Origin of the sequence: Pseudomonas pergaminensis, from assembly GCF_024112395.2 — a bacterium.
Lineage (GTDB): Bacteria > Pseudomonadota > Gammaproteobacteria > Pseudomonadales > Pseudomonadaceae > Aquipseudomonas > Aquipseudomonas pergaminensis.
This window is the reverse complement of sequence record NZ_CP078013.2, coordinates 2,119,011-2,136,220: the sequence shown is the minus strand read 5'-3', so window position 1 is coordinate 2,136,220 and position 17,210 is coordinate 2,119,011. Positions and strand designations below refer to the sequence as shown.

At 60.9% G+C, this 17,210-nt stretch carries 14 protein-coding genes and 2 tRNA genes; 6 read left to right on the top strand and 10 right to left on the bottom strand.

Annotated features, from left to right (window positions below; translation table 11 throughout):
* The first annotated feature begins 9 nt into the window (after positions 1-9).
* Positions 10-2,442, top strand: coding sequence for a TonB-dependent siderophore receptor (locus KUA23_RS09815; RefSeq protein WP_306428777.1), 2,433 nt, complete (start codon positions 10-12; stop codon positions 2,440-2,442).
* A gap of 143 nt (positions 2,443-2,585) precedes the next feature.
* Here KUA23_RS09815 and KUA23_RS09810 read toward each other — a convergent pair.
* A tRNA-Asp gene (locus KUA23_RS09810) sits at positions 2,586-2,662 on the bottom strand.
* A 19-nt stretch (positions 2,663-2,681) separates the two neighbouring features.
* Positions 2,682-2,757, bottom strand: a tRNA-Val gene (locus tag KUA23_RS09805).
* Between the two features lie 159 nt (positions 2,758-2,916).
* Here KUA23_RS09805 and rdgC point away from each other — a divergent pair.
* The 3 genes from rdgC to sugE all read left to right on the top strand — a co-directional run bounded on the left by rdgC (position 2,917) and on the right by sugE (position 5,363).
* Complete coding sequence (rdgC, locus tag KUA23_RS09800) at positions 2,917-3,837, top strand: recombination-associated protein RdgC (protein ID WP_252993842.1); 921 nt, start codon at positions 2,917-2,919, stop codon at positions 3,835-3,837.
* A 139-nt stretch (positions 3,838-3,976) separates the two neighbouring features.
* A complete protein-coding gene (locus KUA23_RS09795) occupies positions 3,977-4,942 on the top strand; it encodes a bile acid:sodium symporter family protein (protein ID WP_012723140.1) in 966 nt (321 codons plus the stop codon).
* A gap of 106 nt (positions 4,943-5,048) precedes the next feature.
* Positions 5,049-5,363: a quaternary ammonium compound efflux SMR transporter SugE gene (gene sugE, locus KUA23_RS09790; protein WP_003237114.1), complete on the top strand. Its 315-nt coding sequence runs from the start codon at positions 5,049-5,051 to the stop codon at positions 5,361-5,363.
* 66 nt (positions 5,364-5,429) lie between these two features.
* Here sugE and KUA23_RS09785 read toward each other — a convergent pair whose 3' ends face one another.
* From KUA23_RS09785 to KUA23_RS09770, 4 genes are all read right to left on the bottom strand, one after another.
* On the bottom strand, positions 5,430-7,304 hold the full coding sequence (locus KUA23_RS09785; RefSeq protein ID WP_078047680.1) for an MFS transporter: 1,875 nt from the start codon (positions 7,302-7,304) through the stop codon (positions 5,430-5,432).
* A 66-nt stretch (positions 7,305-7,370) separates the two neighbouring features.
* Positions 7,371-8,519, bottom strand: a complete 1,149-nt coding sequence (locus KUA23_RS09780; RefSeq protein WP_252993841.1) for a TDT family transporter — start codon at positions 8,517-8,519, stop codon at positions 7,371-7,373.
* Between the two features lie 107 nt (positions 8,520-8,626).
* Positions 8,627-8,938, bottom strand: a complete 312-nt coding sequence (locus KUA23_RS09775; protein WP_028615765.1) for a cupin domain-containing protein — start codon at positions 8,936-8,938, stop codon at positions 8,627-8,629.
* Positions 8,939-8,982: 44 nt separating this feature from the next.
* Positions 8,983-10,176 carry an MFS transporter gene (locus KUA23_RS09770; RefSeq protein ID WP_028615764.1) on the bottom strand — a complete coding sequence of 398 codons (1,194 nt, stop codon included), beginning with the start codon at positions 10,174-10,176 and terminating at the stop codon, positions 8,983-8,985.
* 91 nt (positions 10,177-10,267) lie between these two features.
* Here KUA23_RS09770 and KUA23_RS09765 point away from each other — a divergent pair, with 91 nt between their 5' ends.
* Entirely contained in the window at positions 10,268-10,807 is a 540-nt protein-coding gene (locus tag KUA23_RS09765) for a TetR/AcrR family transcriptional regulator (protein ID WP_028615763.1), read from the top strand.
* A 545-nt stretch (positions 10,808-11,352) separates the two neighbouring features.
* On the opposite strand, the gene KUA23_RS09760 is transcribed toward KUA23_RS09765, so the two are convergent.
* The 4 genes from KUA23_RS09760 to KUA23_RS09745 form a co-directional block, all read right to left on the bottom strand.
* A complete protein-coding gene (locus KUA23_RS09760; RefSeq protein ID WP_005786689.1) occupies positions 11,353-12,132 on the bottom strand; it encodes an ABC transporter permease in 780 nt (259 codons plus the stop codon).
* On the bottom strand, positions 12,129-13,061 hold the full coding sequence (locus KUA23_RS09755) for an ABC transporter ATP-binding protein (protein ID WP_078047677.1): 933 nt from the start codon (positions 13,059-13,061) through the stop codon (positions 12,129-12,131). The genes KUA23_RS09760 and KUA23_RS09755 overlap by 4 nt, the downstream gene beginning before the upstream one ends.
* 134 nt (positions 13,062-13,195) lie before the next feature.
* Positions 13,196-13,813, bottom strand: a complete 618-nt coding sequence (locus tag KUA23_RS09750; protein ID WP_252993840.1) for a glutathione S-transferase family protein — start codon at positions 13,811-13,813, stop codon at positions 13,196-13,198.
* Between the two features lie 56 nt (positions 13,814-13,869).
* Positions 13,870-14,529 carry a transglutaminase-like domain-containing protein gene (locus KUA23_RS09745; protein ID WP_099490961.1) on the bottom strand — a complete coding sequence of 220 codons (660 nt, stop codon included), beginning with the start codon at positions 14,527-14,529 and terminating at the stop codon, positions 13,870-13,872.
* Between the two features lie 191 nt (positions 14,530-14,720).
* Here KUA23_RS09745 and KUA23_RS09740 point away from each other — a divergent pair, with 191 nt between their 5' ends.
* The gene (locus KUA23_RS09740) at positions 14,721-17,168 is read left to right on the top strand and encodes an acyl-CoA dehydrogenase (protein ID WP_252993839.1); all 2,448 of its coding nucleotides are present in this window, start codon (positions 14,721-14,723) and stop codon (positions 17,166-17,168) included.
* Positions 17,169-17,210: the final 42 nt, after the last annotated feature.

The following is a 17,210-nucleotide window of genomic DNA, read 5'->3' as shown; positions in this document are numbered from 1 at the left end:
GCCTTCACCATGCACACCCCTTCCTACCCGCGCGGACGCTTTCGGCTCCTGAAAAGCGCGCCGCTGTCCCTGGCCATGCTCACCGCCACTACGCTGAACATCAGCATGGCCCAAGCCGATGCCGTCAGCGTCGCAGCCCAGACCTACGACATCCCCGCCGGGCCGCTGGGCAGTTCGCTCAACCGCTTCGCCCAGCAGGCCGGTGTGGCGATCGTGTTCCAGTCCCACGAACTGGAAGGCCTCAAAGGCCCAGGCCTGAAAGGCAATTTCGCGATCCAGGACGGTTTCGACAGGTTGTTGCAAGGCAGCGGCTACCGCGCGGTAAAAGGTGATCAGGTCTATGCTCTGCAACCCGCCCCCACCGCCGGCGACGGCAGCCTGGAACTGAGCCCGACCCAGGTCAGCGGCAACCAACTCGGCAACGTCACCGAAGACACCGGTTCCTACACGCCCGGCACGATCGCCACCGCCACGCGGATGGTGCTGACGCCCAAGGAAACCCCACAGTCGGTGTCGGTGGTCACCCGCCAGCACATGGATGATTTCGGCCTGAACAACGTCGATGACGTGATGCGCCACACACCCGGCATCACCGTTTCAGCCTTCGACACCGAGCGTACCAACTACTACGCCCGGGGCTTCTCGATCAATAACTTCCAGTACGACGGCATTCCGTCCACGGCGCGCAACGTCGCTTACTCGGCGGGCAACACCCTGAGCGACATGGCGATCTATGACCGTGTCGAAGTGCTCAAGGGCGCCACTGGCCTGCTGACTGGCGCAGGTTCGCTGGGCGCGACGATCAACCTGGTGCGCAAGAAGCCCACCGCCGACTTCAAGGGGCATGCGACCCTCGGTGCCGGTTCCTGGGACAATTACCGTAGCGAGCTGGATGTCAGCGGCCCCATGACCGAAAGCGGCAACGTGCGTGGCAGGGCCGTAGCGGCCTACCAGGACAAACATTCGTTCATGGACCACTACTCGCGCCAGAGCCCGACGTACTACGGCATCATGGAGTTCGACCTGTCACCCGATACCCTGCTCACGGTCGGCGGTGACTATCAAGACACGCTGCCAAAGGGCTCTTCGTGGTCGGGCAGTTTCCCGTTGATCAACTCCAGAGGCGACAGCAATAGCGTCAAGCGCTCGTTCAACAACGCTGCCGACTGGAGCAGTTGGGAGCAATACACCCGCACCGTATTTGCCATGCTCGAACACGACCTGGGCAATGGCTGGGTGACCAAGCTGCAACTGGATCACAAGATCAACGGCTACCACGCCCTGATGGGCTCGATCCAGGGTGACCAGCCGCAGCCCGACGGCACCGCGCAACTCACCTCGGGCAAGTACACCGGGGAAACCGTCAGCGATTCCGCCGACCTGTACGTGAGCGGTCCCTTCAGCCTGGGCGGTCGCGAACATGAACTGGTACTGGGCGGCTCTATCAGCGCCTCGGAATGGAAAGGCAAAGGCTACTGGAACCTCTCCCCCAATATCGTCGACTTCAACAACTGGCACGGCCACGCCACGATACCGGACTGGGGCCGCGCGCAATCACTGACCGACGACACCGTGCGCCAGACAGGCGCTTATGTGACTACCCGCCTGAACCTCGCCGACGACCTCAAGCTGCTGCTGGGCGGGCGTGTGGTCAACTATCAGGTCACGGGCTACAACCCCAACTACCGTGAGTCCGGGCGTTTCGTCCCTTACATCGGTGCGGTGTACGACCTCAACGACACCTATTCGGTCTACGCCAGCTACACCGATATCTTCATGCCGCAGGAGAATTACAACCGCGATCGAGACAACAAGCTGCTTGAGCCGGACGAAGGCCAGAACTGGGAACTGGGCATGAAAGCCGACTTTTTCGACGGTCGCTTGAACGCCAGCGCGGCTTACTTTGAAATCCACGAATCCAATCGCGCACTGTCGGATGACGAGTACAACAACCAGACGCCCATCCCGAACAACTACGCCTACAAGAGCAGCAAGGCCGTCACCAAAGGTTATGAGCTGGAGATGTCCGGCGAGATTGCCCCTGGCTGGCAACTCCAGGCCGGCTACACCCACAAGGTGGTGCGCGACGACAAGGACGAGAAGATCTCCACCTTCGAACCTGAAGATCAGGTCAAGCTGTTCACCACCTACAAGCTCAAGGGCAACCTGGACAAGCTGACCGTCGGCGGTGGCGTGCGCTGGCAAAGCGTGGGCTGGCAGGACATCTACAACAACCCGCACAGCCAATACGAAGAGTTCTCCCAGGATGCCTATTGGCTGGTGGACCTGATGACCAAATATCAGGTCAGCAAAAACCTGTCGGCCACGCTGAACGTCAACAACCTGTTCGACAAGCACTACTACACCAACATCGGCTTCTATAACTCCGCCGCTTACGGCGAGCCGCGCAACTTCATGGTGACCACCCGCTGGGATTTCTAGCCCCCAATAAAAAACGCCGCCGATCATTGAAAATGATCGGCGGCGTTTTTATCGGCTTTTGCAAAGCCCAGACAGCAAAAAGCCCGCTCAATGAGCGGGCTTCCTGTGGTGACCTGGCGTTCAGCGTTCCAGGTAACCGAATATGGCGCAGCGGACGGGACTCGAACCCGCGACCCCCGGCGTGACAGGCCGGTATTCTAACCGACTGAACTACCGCTGCGCGTAACACATGAAGCGAATGGTGGGTGATGACGGGATCGAACCGCCGACCCTCTGCTTGTAAGGCAGATGCTCTCCCAGCTGAGCTAATCACCCTTCGTTTCGGTGTGGCGCGCATTCTACGGAGCGACCCTGGGTCTGGCAAGCACTTTCTTAAATCTTTTTTTTGATAGCTTCCAATGGCTTAGGCAGGGTTGGCCTGGGGCGTTATCAAGACAATAATGCCCCCCTTTGTATAAAGGAGAGACTCACCCCATGTGGTTCAAGAACCTGCTTATCTATCGCCTGACCCAAGATCTGCCTGTTGATGCCGAGGCGTTGGAAGCGGCCATGGCCACCAAACTGGCGCGCCCGTGTGCAAGCCAGGAGTTGACCACTTACGGTTTCGTCGCGCCTTTTGGTAAAGGTGAAGACGCTCCCCTGGTTCACGTCAGCGGTGACTTCCTGCTGATCGCCGCGCGCAAGGAAGAACGTATCCTGCCGGGCAGCGTGGTGCGTGACGCACTGAAAGAGAAAGTCGAAGAGATCGAGGCCGAGCAAATGCGCAAGGTCTATAAGAAGGAACGCGACCAGATCAAGGATGAAATCATCCAGGCTTTCCTGCCCCGCGCCTTTATCCGTCGCTCGTCGACCTTCGCGGCCATCGCGCCGAAACAAGGCCTGATCCTGGTCAACTCCGCCAGCCCGAAACGCGCCGAAGACTTGCTGTCGACCTTGCGTGAAGTGATCGGCACCCTGCCCGTTCGCCCACTGACGGTAAAAACCGCACCGACGGCGGTCATGACCGACTGGGTCACCACCCAGAAGCAGGCCGATGACTTCTTCGTCCTCGACGAATGCGAACTGCGCGATACCCACGAAGACGGCGGCATCGTGCGCTGCAAGCGTCAGGACCTGACCGGCGAAGAGATCCAGCTGCACCTGACCACCGGCAAAGTCGTGACCCAACTGGCCCTGGCCTGGCAGGACAAGCTGTCCTTCATGCTCGACGATAAAATGACCGTCAAGCGCCTGAAGTTCGAAGACCTGCTGCAAGACCAGGCCGAACAGGACGGCGGTGAAGAAGCCCTGGGCCAACTGGATGCGAGCTTTACCCTGATGATGCTGACGTTTGGCGACTTCTTGCCGGCGCTGGTTGAAGCATTGGGCGGTGAAGAGACTCCGCAAGGTATCTAAACCGTGTGAAATTCAAAATGTGGGAGGGGGCTTGCCCCCGATAGCATTCTGTCAGTTAAAACACCTATGACTGACAGACTGCAATCGGGGGCAAGCCCCCTCCCACATTTGATCGAATCCAACAAAAAAGGACATCCCCATGCGCGCACTCGCCGCCTTGAGCCGCTTCGTCGGCAATACCTTCGCCTACTGGGTGTTGATTTTCGCCGTCGTCGCCTTCCTCGAACCCGGCTGGTTCATTGGCCTTAAAAGCGCCATTGTCCCGCTGCTGGGCCTGGTGATGTTCGGCATGGGGCTGACCCTCAAACTCGATGACTTCGCCGAAGTCGCCCGCCACCCCTGGCGTGTGGCATTAGGCGTGGTTGCGCATTTCGTGATCATGCCGGGCGTGGCGTGGTTGCTGTGCCAGGCCTTCCATCTCCCCCCGGAAATCGCCGTCGGCGTGATCCTGGTCGGTTGCTGCCCAAGCGGCACCTCGTCCAACGTGATGACCTGGCTGGCCCGTGGCGACCTGGCGTTGTCGGTGGCCATCGCCGCCGTCACCACCCTCCTCGCCCCGCTGCTCACGCCAGCATTGATCTGGCTGCTGGCCTCGGCCTGGCTGCCGGTGTCGTTCATGGAGCTGTTCTGGTCGATCCTGCAAGTGGTGTTGCTGCCGATCGTGCTCGGCGTGCTGGCGCAACGCGTGCTCGGCGATCGGGTTCGGCATGCGGTCGATGTGCTGCCACTGGTGTCGGTGGTGAGCATCGTGATCATCGTCGCGGCGGTGGTTGCCGCCAGCCAGGCGAAGATCGCCGAGTCGGGCTTGTTGATCATGGCCGTGGTGATGCTGCACAACAGCTTTGGCTACCTGCTGGGTTACTTCACCGGCCGCGTGTTCAAGTTGCCGTTGGCGCAGCGCAAGTCGCTGGCGCTGGAGGTGGGCATGCAGAACTCCGGGCTGGGCGCCGCGCTGGCCAGTGCGCACTTTTCGCCGCTGGCGGCGGTGCCGAGTGCCCTGTTCAGTGTCTGGCACAATATCTCCGGTGCATTGCTGTCGACTTACTTCCGCCGCATGAGCGAAAAGGAAGACCGTCGCGCCCTGGAGAACACGCCGCAAACTTGATCAGCCGAGCACTTTTCGGCACTCTAACGCGCTTCGCGGGGACGACCCCGCGACGCGCTCAAGCGACTACTCCGGGGACGACCCCACCTAGTGTTAGGAGGTCATCATGTCCTGGATCATTCTGTTTTTCGCGGGTCTGTTTGAAGTCGGCTGGGCCGTCGGCCTGAAGTACACCGACGGTTTCAGCAAGCCACTCCCCACGGCCCTGACGATTGCCGCCATGGCCATCAGCCTTGGCCTGCTGGGGCTCGCCATGAAGGAACTGCCGCTGGGCACCGCCTATGCCATCTGGACCGGCGTGGGTGCAGTGGGCACCGTGATCGCTGGGATTATCCTGTTTGGGGAATCCATGGCGTTGTTCCGTTTGGCCAGCGTGGCGTTGATCATTTGTGGGCTTATTGGCCTGAAAATCTCCACATAACCCTTGTAGGAGCCCGCTTGCGGGCGATGGCGGCCTAAAGATAGCCATCGCCGGCAAGCCGCGCTCCTACAGGACCGTGCCGCGCAGCTGAGTAACTTTCTCCTGCAACTGCGCCGGGGTCGCCGACTCGACCGCCACCGGCTCGCCCGCCACCAATACCACCCGCGACCAGATGCGATGAAAGAAGCCCTTGTTCGGATCGCGGCTGAAGAAACTCCCCCACAACCCCTGCAACGCCATCGGAATCACCGGAACCGCGGTTTCTTCAAGGATGCGCGTCACGCCCCCGCGAAACTCGTTCATCTCGCCATTGGCAGTCAGCTTGCCCTCCGGGAAGATGCACACCAACTCCCCTTCCTTCAAATACTGCGCAATGCGCGTGAAGGCCTTTTCGTAGATCTGGATATCTTCGTTGCGCCCCGCAATCGGAATCGCCCCGGCGGTGCGGAAGATGAAGTTGAGCACCGGCAAGCGGTAGATCTTGTAGTACATGACGAAGCGAATCGGCCGACGCACCGCGCCGCCAATCAACAGTGCATCCACAAACGACACATGGTTGCACACCAACAACGCCGCGCCTTCATCCGGGATCGCCTGCAGGTTGCGATGCTCCACGCGGTACATGGAATGGCTGAGCAGCCAGATCATGAAACGCATGGTGAACTCGGGGACGATCTTGAAGATGTAGGTGTTGACCGCGATGTTGAGCAGCGACACCACCAGGAACAGTTCCGGGATCGACAGCTTGGCCACGCTCAGCAGCAGGATCGACACGATGGCCGAGACCACCATGAACAGCGCGTTGAGAATGTTGTTCGCGGCGATTACGCGCGCGCGTTCGTTCTCGGCGGTACGCGACTGGATCAATGCATACAGCGGCACGATGTAGAAGCCGCCGAATACACCCAGGCCGAGGATATCGAACAGCACCCACCACGCCTGGCCGTAGCTGAGTACGGCAAGCCAATCGTTGGCCTGGACGTTCTGCGGGAAGCCGCCGGAGTGCCACCACAGCAGCAGGCCGAACACCGTCAGGCCGAATGAACCGAACGGCACCAGGCCGATTTCGACCTTACGCCCGGAGAGCTTTTCGCAGAGCATCGAACCCAGTGCGATACCCACCGAGAACACCGTGAGGATCAGTGTCACCACGGTCTCGTCGCCGTACAACCACTCCTTGGCGTAGGCCGGGATCTGCGTCAGGTAGATCGCACCGACAAACCAGAACCACGAGTTGCCGACGATGGAGCGCGAAACGGCCGGTGTTTGCCCCAGGCCCAAGCGCAGGGTGGCCCAGGATTCGCTGAAGATATTCCAGTTCAAGCGCAGTTCCGGGGTCGACGCGGCCGCGCGCGGAATGCTGCGGCTGGCCAGGTAACCCAGCACCGCTACGCCGACAATCGCCACGGACACCACGGGGGCGTAATGGGTGGACGACATCATGATCCCGGCGCCGATGGTGCCGGCCAGGATCGCCAGGAACGTGCCCATTTCCACCAGGCCGTTGCCGCCGACCAGCTCATCGTCATGCAATGCCTGGGGCATGATCGAGTACTTCACCGGGCCGAACAGCGCCGAGTGAGTGCCCATGGCAAACAGCGCGAGCAGCATCAGCTCCAGGTGGTTGGTGAGGAAGCCCGTCGCGCCCACGGCCATGATCACGATCTCACCGATCTTGATCGCGCGGATCAACGCGTCCTTGTTGAATTTCTCGCCAAACTGCCCGGCCAGGGCCGAGAACAGGAAGAACGGCAGGATAAACAACAATGCGCAGAGGTTGACCCAGATCGAGCGGTCACCGTCGATAGTGAGCTTGTAGAGAATGGCCAGGATCAGCGATTGCTTGAAGATGTTGTCGTTGAAAGCGCCCAGCAACTGGGTGATGAAAAACGGCAGGAAACGCCGTGTGCGCAGCAAGGTGAATTGCGAGGGGTGGCTCATCGTCCGTGTTCCTGCGTGGCCTGTTTTTTGTAAAAGCGTTCAGGCCACGACTTTACCTAATCCTGCTTACTTATTCGCTAGTCCCGCAATGCACGGCGAAACAAAAAGCTCACCTTTATAGGCGCCCTGCACAGTGCGCTTGGCGACGATCAGCCACATCAGCGCCAATGCCACCACCAGCACGCTGCCAAAAACGCTGAAGAACCCAAGGTGCAGCAGGCTCGCCAGCTTCAGCGTCGCCAGGGCATACACGCCCAGCGGGAAGGTGAAACCCCACCAACCGAGGTTGAACGGGATACCGGCGCGCAGGTAACGCAGGGTGATCAGCACCGCAATCAGCATCCACCACAGGCCGAAGCCCCACAACGTAATGCCCGCTACCAGGCCGAGGCCGTTGGCGATCTCACCAACACCCGGCAAGCCATTGGCCGCAAAGATCGCCGGCGCATCGCCCCCCAGCAGCAACATGCCCAGCGCACCAGTGCCGATGGGACCCAGGGCCAGCCAACTCGACGCGGCCATGTTGGCGTGGGGCAGTTTGTGCAGGGCCATGCGCAGCATCAGAATGGTCAGGATGCTGAACGCCACCGGCAACGAAAACGCCCACAGCACATAGCTGGTCACCAGCATCACCAGTTGCGAATGCGCGTCTGCCAGGTGCGGTGCGAGCAGCCCACCACTGGCCGCGGCAACTTCAGCGGCAACCACAGGCAGCAGCCAGACGGCGGTCATCTGGTCGATGCTGTGTTCCTGGCGTGTGAACATCATGAAGGGGATAAGCACGCCGCAGGCCAGGGCCATGGCCACGTCCAGCCACCACAGGGTTTCAGCCAGCGGTATCACACCGGCGCCCCAGCGCGGCAGGCCAAATAACAGCAAGCCGTTGAGAATCGTCGCGAGACCCATGGGGATGGTGCCGAAAAACATCGAGACGGTGGAGTGACCGAAAATGCGCCGCGCCTCGTGGAAAAACATCACCCAGCGGGCCGCGTACAACACGCTGAACAACACAAATAGGCCAACAGTGAACAACCACAACGCCTCGGCGATGGCGTGCAGGCCAGGCAGGTTGACTGGCAACTGCGCCAGGGCCAGTGCGAGCACACCAGTGCCCATGGTGGCGGCAAACCAGTTCGGCGTGAACTGGCGGATCACTTCCCGTGGACGGGTCAGGTGACTGAAGGGTTTGTAACTGATGCTATTCGAACAGGTCATGATGGCAATCCTCTTCCTCGCATGAGGGTGAGACCATGGTAGAACCGAATCGAATATCTATATAACGGGTAATATCTCTATCTGTTATCTACTTTACCTATATATCGTCAGACGCTGCCTTCGCACTCGATCACCAGAATCCGCGCCGGCCCTTGCGGGTGGGCCACGTGTTCGGTGCCGACGCTGGCGTAAAAGATGTCCCCGACGCCCAGCTCCGCCACCTGTTCGAAACCATTGTCGCGGTAGTGCATCTGCACCCGGCCATCGAGCACCACAAACACTTCTTCGCCGTCGTTGATATGCCAGCGATACGGCTGGTCGGTCCAGTGCAGGCGCGTGGTGATGCCATTCATGTTGGCGATGTCCAGCGCCTCCCAGGCACGGCTGCCGGTGAAGTCCTTGCTGCGGATGATCTTCATGCGCGAATCTCGATCAGGCGGATACGGGCACTGATTATTACCCATCAGCCGCCTGTCGTCGCCCGCACGCGCGCCGAATCCTGCAACAGCAAGGCAATGAGCGCACCGACAGCCAGCAGGATGAGGACCGCGCCGTAGCCGTCGGTGGTGGCGATCAGGCCAAAGCTGCGAATCAGGTTGCCCGCCAGTAACGAAGGCAAGCAGAACGCCAGGTAGCTCAGCACATAGAACGCCGACATCAGCCCCGCGCGCTCGTGGGGCAAGGCCAACGGCACCACACTGCGCAAGGCGCCAAGAAAGCCCGCGCCAAAGCCACTGCCGGCGATCAGCGTGGCGATGAAGAACAGGGGCAGGCTGGCGCTGTGCACCGCCGTGAGGATCAGCGTTACACCGATGGCCAGCAAGCCGGCGCCGAGACGCAGCACCTTGTCGGCCGGACGATTACGCAAGGTAAAGATCATCAACGCGCCGCTCAGGGTCAGCACGGCCACCAGGCCGCCACCGATCAGGTTGGAGGTAGACCCGGTGGCGGCCCGCACCAGCGACGGGGCCAGTGACAAGTAGAAGCCACCCATCGCCCACACCGCCACATCCACCGGCAATGAAAGCCACAACGCCCGGCGCGCCTGGGGCGGTACATGCAATGTTGGGCGCAGCGACGCCAGTGCGCCGGGGATGCGGCTCACCGTTTCCGGCAGGCGCCATACGTAGAGGGCCTGCAACAGCATCAAGGCCAGCAACGTCCAGTAGATCAACTGGGTCGGAAGGGGCGCGAATTCCACCAGCAGACTGCTGCCCATCGCCCCGCAAGCCATGCCCAAGAGCGGCGCCACGCTGTTGACCAGCGGGCCCTGTTGGCGGTCGGTGTCGAGCAGTGCCGCGCCCAATACGGCGGTGGCCATGCCAGTGGCAAACCCTTGCAACGTGCGGGCGGCAATCAGCCAGGCCACGCTGCCTTCATTGATAAACAGCAGCATCGCCAGCATATCCAGAAGCAGCGCAGCAAAAATCACCGGCTTGCGCCCCAGGTGGTCCGACAAAGAGCCGACGGTCAACAGTGCCGCCAGCAGGCTGAGGGCGTAGACACCGAAGATCAGCGTCAGCATGCCTGCCGAAAAATGCAGGCCTTCCTGATACAGGTGGTACAACGGCGTCGGCGCACTCGAAGCGGCCAGGAAGGTCAGCAAGGTGATCGCGAGAAACACCAGGCTGGAACGATGGGAAACAGGACTGGACATGCACACGCTCCGCTAAAGCTAATATTTTGCTTTTGCAGAGTGTGCTACCCGCCAGCGCTTAAAGCAAATTCTTTGTGTTAAGGTCACAAACATGGCGATAAAAGAAGGCCTTCGCCCGGGGGGCCGCAGTGCCCGGGTACAAGAATCCGTCCATTCGGCGGTGCGTGAACTGCTGGAAGCCCACGAGCGCTCCAGCGTCACCGTGCCCATGATTGCCACACGCGCAGGCGTCACGCCCTCGACAATCTACCGGCGCTGGGGCGACCTCTCCGTGCTGCTCGCGGACGTGGCCCTGGCACGCATGCGCCCCGACAGCGAACCCGCCAACACCGGCAGCCTGCGCGGCGACCTGCAGGCCTGGGCCGAGCAATACCTGGATGAAATGAGTTCGGAGCCGGGCCGCAACATGATGCGCGACCTGCAGTGCACGATCACGCCGGGATACTGCGTGAGCATCCTGAGTGGGCAGTTGCAGGCGATTGTCGATCGCTACCCGCAAAGCACGCCGCCAAGCGTGGACCACCTGATCAACCTGATCGCAGCGCCAACGGTGTTTCGCATTCTATTTTCGAACGCCCCGCTGACAGTGCAAGAACTGCACGCCCTGATCGAACTGGCACTCAACGCCTGAACCTCCCCTGTAGGAGCCGGCTTGCCGGCAATGGCATAACGCGGGGTGTACCTGCGGTACCGAGCCGCCTGCATCGCCGGCAAGCCAGCTCCTACACCTACCTGCCTTTGATCCAACCACTCAGGCCGGCTGTCAGGCCGCCTTGCTTTTGATTTTGATCTTAGGCGCCCCATCAAACACGCTGGCCGGAATTCGACAGGGATTTGAGGGGTAAACCGGCAGGGATGCCGGTTTAGCCGCCCCGCGCCATGGATGGCGCGTGGCGGCGGCCCCCCAAATCACTGTCGGATTACGGGCACACCGAGCCTAGGCGAGGTGCCGAGTGTTGGGGCAAGAGCCCTTTGGTTACTTTGGGGCTCTTTTCCAAAGTGACCCGCCGTAAGGGCGGAACCCATACCAGCCGTTACCCAAATAACGGATATGTACCCGATCAGATCCAACATCCAGGTCGGCTGTCAGGCCGCCTTCGTAGGCAAGCCAACTCCCACAGCGGTGCAAAAAAAAACGGCCTCATCTGAGGCCGTTTTTTCATTGCAGATCGCTGCTCAGGTACGCATCCCACGCCCGCTCACCAACAACCGCGCACAGCCGATATACAACACCACCGTGGCGACGATCATAAAGGTGATCGCCACGCTGATCTTGATATCCGACACCCCCAGGATGCCGTAGCGAAAGGCGTTGACCATGTGCAATACCGGGTTGGCCAGCGACACAGTCTGCCAGAACGGCGGCAGCAGCGTGATGGAGTAGAACACCCCGCCCAAGTAGGTCAGCGGCGTCAGCACAAAGGTCGGGATGATCGAAATATCATCGAAGTTGCGCGCAAACACAGCGTTGATGAAGCCCAGCAGCGAGAAGATCGTCGCAGTCAGCACCACCACCAGAATGGTGACGCCAAGGTGATGCACCTGCAAATGCGTGAAGAACAACGACAGCAGAGTCACGATCACGCCCACCATCAGCCCGCGCAGCACGCCACCCAGGGTGTAGCCAATCAGGATGGTGTGCGGCGACACCGGCGACACCATCAGTTCTTCGATCGAGCGCTGGAACTTGCTGCCGAAGAAACTCGAGACCACGTTGCCGTAGGAGTTGGTGATCACCGACATCATGATCAGGCCCGGCACGATGTACTCCATGTAGGTGAAGCCACCCATGTCGCCGATCTGCCGGCCAATCAGGTTACCGAAGATCACAAAGTACAAGACCATGGTGATCGCCGGCGGCAGCAGGGTCTGCGGCCAGATCCGGGTAAAGCGTTTCACTTCGCGATAAACGATGGTTTGCAGCGCGACAAGGTTGGGTTGCAGTTCGGAACTCATACCGCCACCTTCGCCAGATTTTTCTCCACCAGGGACACGAACAACTCCTCAAGGCGATTGGTTTTGTTACGCAGGCTCAGCACTTCAATTTGCTGGGCCGCCAACTGGGTGAACAGCGCGGTGATGCCCATGGCCTTGTCCACCTGCACTTCCAGGGTGTGGCTGTCGACAAGCCGGCTCGGGTAGCCCAGCAATTGCGGCGGCACCGACAGATTGTTCTTCAAGTCGAGCAAAAAGGTTTCCACATGCAACTGACCCAGCAGGTTACGCATGCTGGTGTTCTCGACGATGGTGCCGTGGTCGATGATGCCGATGTTGCGGCACAGCTGCTCAGCCTCTTCCAGGTAATGGGTGGTGAGGATGATGGTGATGCCCTTCTCGTTCAGCTCGGTGAGGAAGGTCCACATCGAACGACGCAGCTCGATGTCCACACCAGCGGTAGGTTCATCAAGGATCAGCAGGCGCGGTTCGTGCACCAGTGCGCGAGCGATCATCAGGCGGCGCTTCATGCCGCCGGACAACGAACGCGAAGGCACATCGCGCTTGTCCCACAGGCCCAGTTGGGTCAGGTACTGCTCGGCGCGTTCCTTGGCGACTTTCGCCGGGATGCCGTAGTAGCCCGCCTGGGTCACGACGATGTCGAAGGTCTTTTCAAACTGGTTGAAGTTGAATTCCTGGGGCACCACGCCGATGGAGCGCTTGAGCGCCGCCGGGGATTTGTCCAGGTCGTGACCGAAGATATTCACCGAGCCGCTGGTCTTGTTGACCAGCGTGGAGAGGATACCGATGGTGGTGGATTTGCCGGCGCCGTTAGGGCCGAGCAAGGCGAAGAAGTCACCTTCGGCGACGTCCAGATCGATACCACTCAGGGCCTGGAAACCGTTGCCGTAGGTTTTGGTTAGCTGCCGGATGGACAGAGCGGAACTCATATCGGAATACGCACCAAAGAAGGGAATAGAAAGAGTAGATGGGGGCGCAGCCCAGGTAGTTCAACGGCGGCGCATGACAAGCATGGTGCTTGCCCGCGCCGCACAAGTACAGTCACCCGTATTAATAGTGGGTATTAAGTCAACGCAGTCATGACCGCCTTGCGGTAGGCCGGGCGCTGTTGCAGGCGCTGGTACCAGGCCTCTAGATGGGGCATTGCCGGCCGTTCGATGGGCATTTCAAACCAGGCGTAGATGAAGCTGCCCAGGGGGATATCGCCCATGCCGATCTCCTTACCCGACAGATACGGCTGTGTAGCGAGCGCCTGGTCGACGGTGTTGAGCACATCGATGCAGGCCTGGCGCCCGGCGTGGATGGTGTCCCAGTTCTGTTTTTCCGCCGGGGTGCGCAGTACGCCCCAGAACACGATCTTGAACGGTTCGGCAAAGGTGGAGGTGGTCCAGTCCATCCATTTTTCGGCGTTGGCGCGGGCCTTCAGGTCACTCGGGTACCAGTTGGAGGCCTGCTTGGCGCAGAGGTAGCGCACGATGGTGTTGGACTCCCACAGCACAAAGTCGCCGTCCTCGATCATCGGCACCCGGCCATTGGGGTTCAACGCGCGGTAGTGCGGCGTGTCGACCACACCAAAAGCCCCGCCCGCATCAATTGCCTCATAGTCCAGGCCGAGTTCTTCGGCGCACCACAGTGCCTTCCTGACGTTTGATGAATTTTTACGACCCCAGATTTTCAGCATGACCGCGCCTTATTGTTGATGAACATGGCTTGATGAACGCAGCAGCATACGCCGGTTCACGCGCGGCTTAAATCGCTCTGCATATCGCCCAGCAGGGTCGGCATGTCCTCGCTGAACAAGTGGGGATAACACTGCTGAATATGCGCGAAGAAAAACGCCTCGGGCACGTCAGGAAATTGCCCGTGGTCGACCACGTATTCCATCGAACGCTGGCCCTGGCGGTTGAACGCGTGGAAGACACTGTCGTTGACGCCGTCGAAGTCCAGCGGCGGAACGTCGAACACATCGCACAGTTGCTGGTTGAACGCGGGCGTGGCCTTGACCCAGCGACCCTGCAGGTAAAGCTCGGTATAACCGTGCATGGCAAACACATCACTCTTGAGCAAGGCGAGCAGGCGCGGCGTCGACAAGTGATTGCGCACGTCCGCCAGGCCGATGCGCGCCGGGATGCCGCAGTGGCGGGCGCAGGCCGCCAGCAAGGTGGCTTTGGGCACGCAATAACTTTCGCCGCTGGCCAGGGCGAAGCTGGCGTTCAAGGTGCCTGGGTCACGGCTGAAGGTGTAGGGGTTGTAGCGAATCGCCTCACGCACGGCGTAGTAAAGGCTGACTGCCTGGTCACTAGAAGCCGCGCGGGTTCCGCGATGTTTTTCGGCGAACTCCACCACCGCAGGGTGGTCACTATCGATGAAGCGGCTGGGACTCAGGTACATATCCATGAGCGTGATCTCCGGGGTAAGCCTGGAGTTTAACGACAGGTCTGCCACAGCGATAACGACGAATCGGCCAAATGTCGGCGCCTGTTGCCAGGTGCTCCCAGTACAACTTGTAACACCCTGATCACCCCGCTTGCTCGGATGCCGACTAAGCTCCCTGGTGGTTTCGCCCCTGGTTTCACGGAGGATTGAATATGCTGTTGTTGTGGATACTGGTGCTGGTAATCGGCATTGCCTACCTCGCACACCGCCGCGTCGCCCCGCTGCCCGCACTGGGTGTGGTCGCCGTCTACCTGCTGGCGATGGGTGCCTGGAGCCACGCACCGGGTTGGCTGCTGCTGATCTTCTGGGTGTTGATCGCCGTCGTGGCCGCTCCCCTGCTGCTGCCCGACCTGCGTCGCCAATACTTCACCAAACCGCTGTTCAGCTGGTTCCAGAAAGTCCTGCCGCCGATGTCCGAGACCGAGCGCGACGCTATCGACGCCGGCACCGTGTGGTGGGACGGCGAGCTGTTCAGCGGTCGCCCCGATTGGGACAAGTTGCTGGCCTACCCCAAGGTCCAACTGACCGAAGAAGAACAAGCGTTCATCGACGGCCCTACCGAAGAACTCTGCGCCATGGTCAGCGACTGGGAAATCGGCCAGGCCATGGACCTGCCGCCGGCGGCCTGGGAACACATCAAGACCCACGGCTTCTTCGCCCTGATCATTCCCAAGGAATATGGCGGCAAGGGCTTCTCTGCCTATGCCCACTCCCAGGTCGCGATGAAACTCGCCACCCGCAGCGGCGACCTGGCCTCGACCGTGATGGTGCCCAACTCCCTCGGCCCGGCCGAGCTGTTGCTGCACTACGGCACCGACGAACAACGCAACCACTACCTGCCCCGCCTGGCCCGTGGCGATGACATCCCGTGCTTTGCCCTGACCGGCCCGCTGGCCGGATCCGATGCCGGCGCCATGCCCGACACTGGCGTGATCTGCAAAGGTGAATGGGAAGGCAAGGAAACCCTCGGCCTGCGCCTGAACTGGGAAAAACGCTACATCACCCTCGGCCCCGTCGCGACCCTGCTGGGCCTGGCCTTCAAGGCCCATGACCCGGACCACCTGCTGGGCGAAGAGGAAGACCTGGGCATCAGCCTGGCGCTGATCCCGACCGACACGCCCGGCGTGGAAATTGGCCGTCGTCACCTGCCCCTGGGCGCCGCGTTCATGAACGGTCCCAACTCCGGCAAGGATGTGTTCATCCCCCTGGAGTTCCTGATCGGCGGCCAGGAAATGCTCGGCAAGGGCTGGATGATGCTGATGAACTGCCTGTCCGTGGGCCGTTCGATCTCCCTGCCTGCGGTGGGCACCGGCGCGGCCAAGTTCACCAGCCTGGTGACCGGCCAATACGCCCAGGTGCGCGAGCAATTCAACGTGCCGCTTTCCGCCTTTGAAGGTATCCAGGAAGCCCTGGCGCGCATCGGCGGCAACGCCTGGCTGATGGACAGCGCACGCATGCTCACGGCCAATGCCGTGGACCTGGGGGAAAAACCGTCGGTCCTCTCGGCGATCCTCAAGTACCACCTGACCGAACGCGGTCGCGAGTGCATCAGCCACGCCATGGACGTGCACGGCGGCAAAGGCATCATCATGGGCCCGAACAACTACCTGGGTCGCAGCTGGCAAGGCGCGCCGATCTTCATCACCGTGGAAGGCGCGAATATCCTCTCGCGCAACCTGATGATCTTCGGCCAGGGCGCGATCCGTTGCCATCCATTCGTGCTCAAGGAAATGGCCCTGGCCGGCCGCGAAGACCACGACCAGGCGCTGAAGGAATTCGACGGCCTGCTGATGCAACACATCGGCTTCGCCGTGAGCAACGCCGCCAGCACCCTGGTGCTGAACCTCGGCGTGGGTCATTTCGAGAAGGCTCCGGGCAATCGTTTGAGCCAGGGTTACTTCCGCGCGCTCAACCGTCAGGCTGCCGCCTTCGCGCTGTTGGCCGACCTGAGCATGATGCTGCTGGGTGGCGAGCTGAAGCGGCGCGAACGCCTGTCGGCACGCTTGGGTGATGTGCTGAGCCATATGTACCTGGCGTCGGCTGCACTCAAGCGGTACCACGACCTGGATTCGCCGGACCACCTGGAACCGCTGTTCGCCTGGGCCATGGAAGAAAGCCTTGGTGAATCCGAGCGTGCACTGGATGAACTGCTGAGCAACTTCCCGAACAAGGTGCTGGGTTGCCTGCTGCGGGTCATCGTGTTCCCGTTCGGGCGTCGCCATACCGGGCCGTCCGATGCACTGGATGCCGAAGTGGCCGCGGTGATCGGCCGTGCCAAAGGCGATCCGACCCTGGAAGAGTTGCTGGCCGGCTGCTACCGCCCGCAATCGGCGGAGGACCCGGTGGGCGCCCTGCAACATGCCTACGACCTGCTCGGCGCCAGCCATCCGCTGCAGAAAAAACTGCACACCGCGCTCAAAAGCGGCCAGGTCAAGCCGACTGCCGGGGAACACGCTATCGATGCGGCGCTGCACGCCGGCGTGCTGCAACCCGCCGAAGCGCAAACCCTGCATGACGCTGAAGCAGCGCGGCGCAAGGTGATCGACGTGGATGACTTCAGCAAGGAAGACCTGACCCAGGCTGAGGGCAAGGTCCGCTGAGTCGAGCGGTCATATAAATACGGGCGCGAGAGCTATATACTC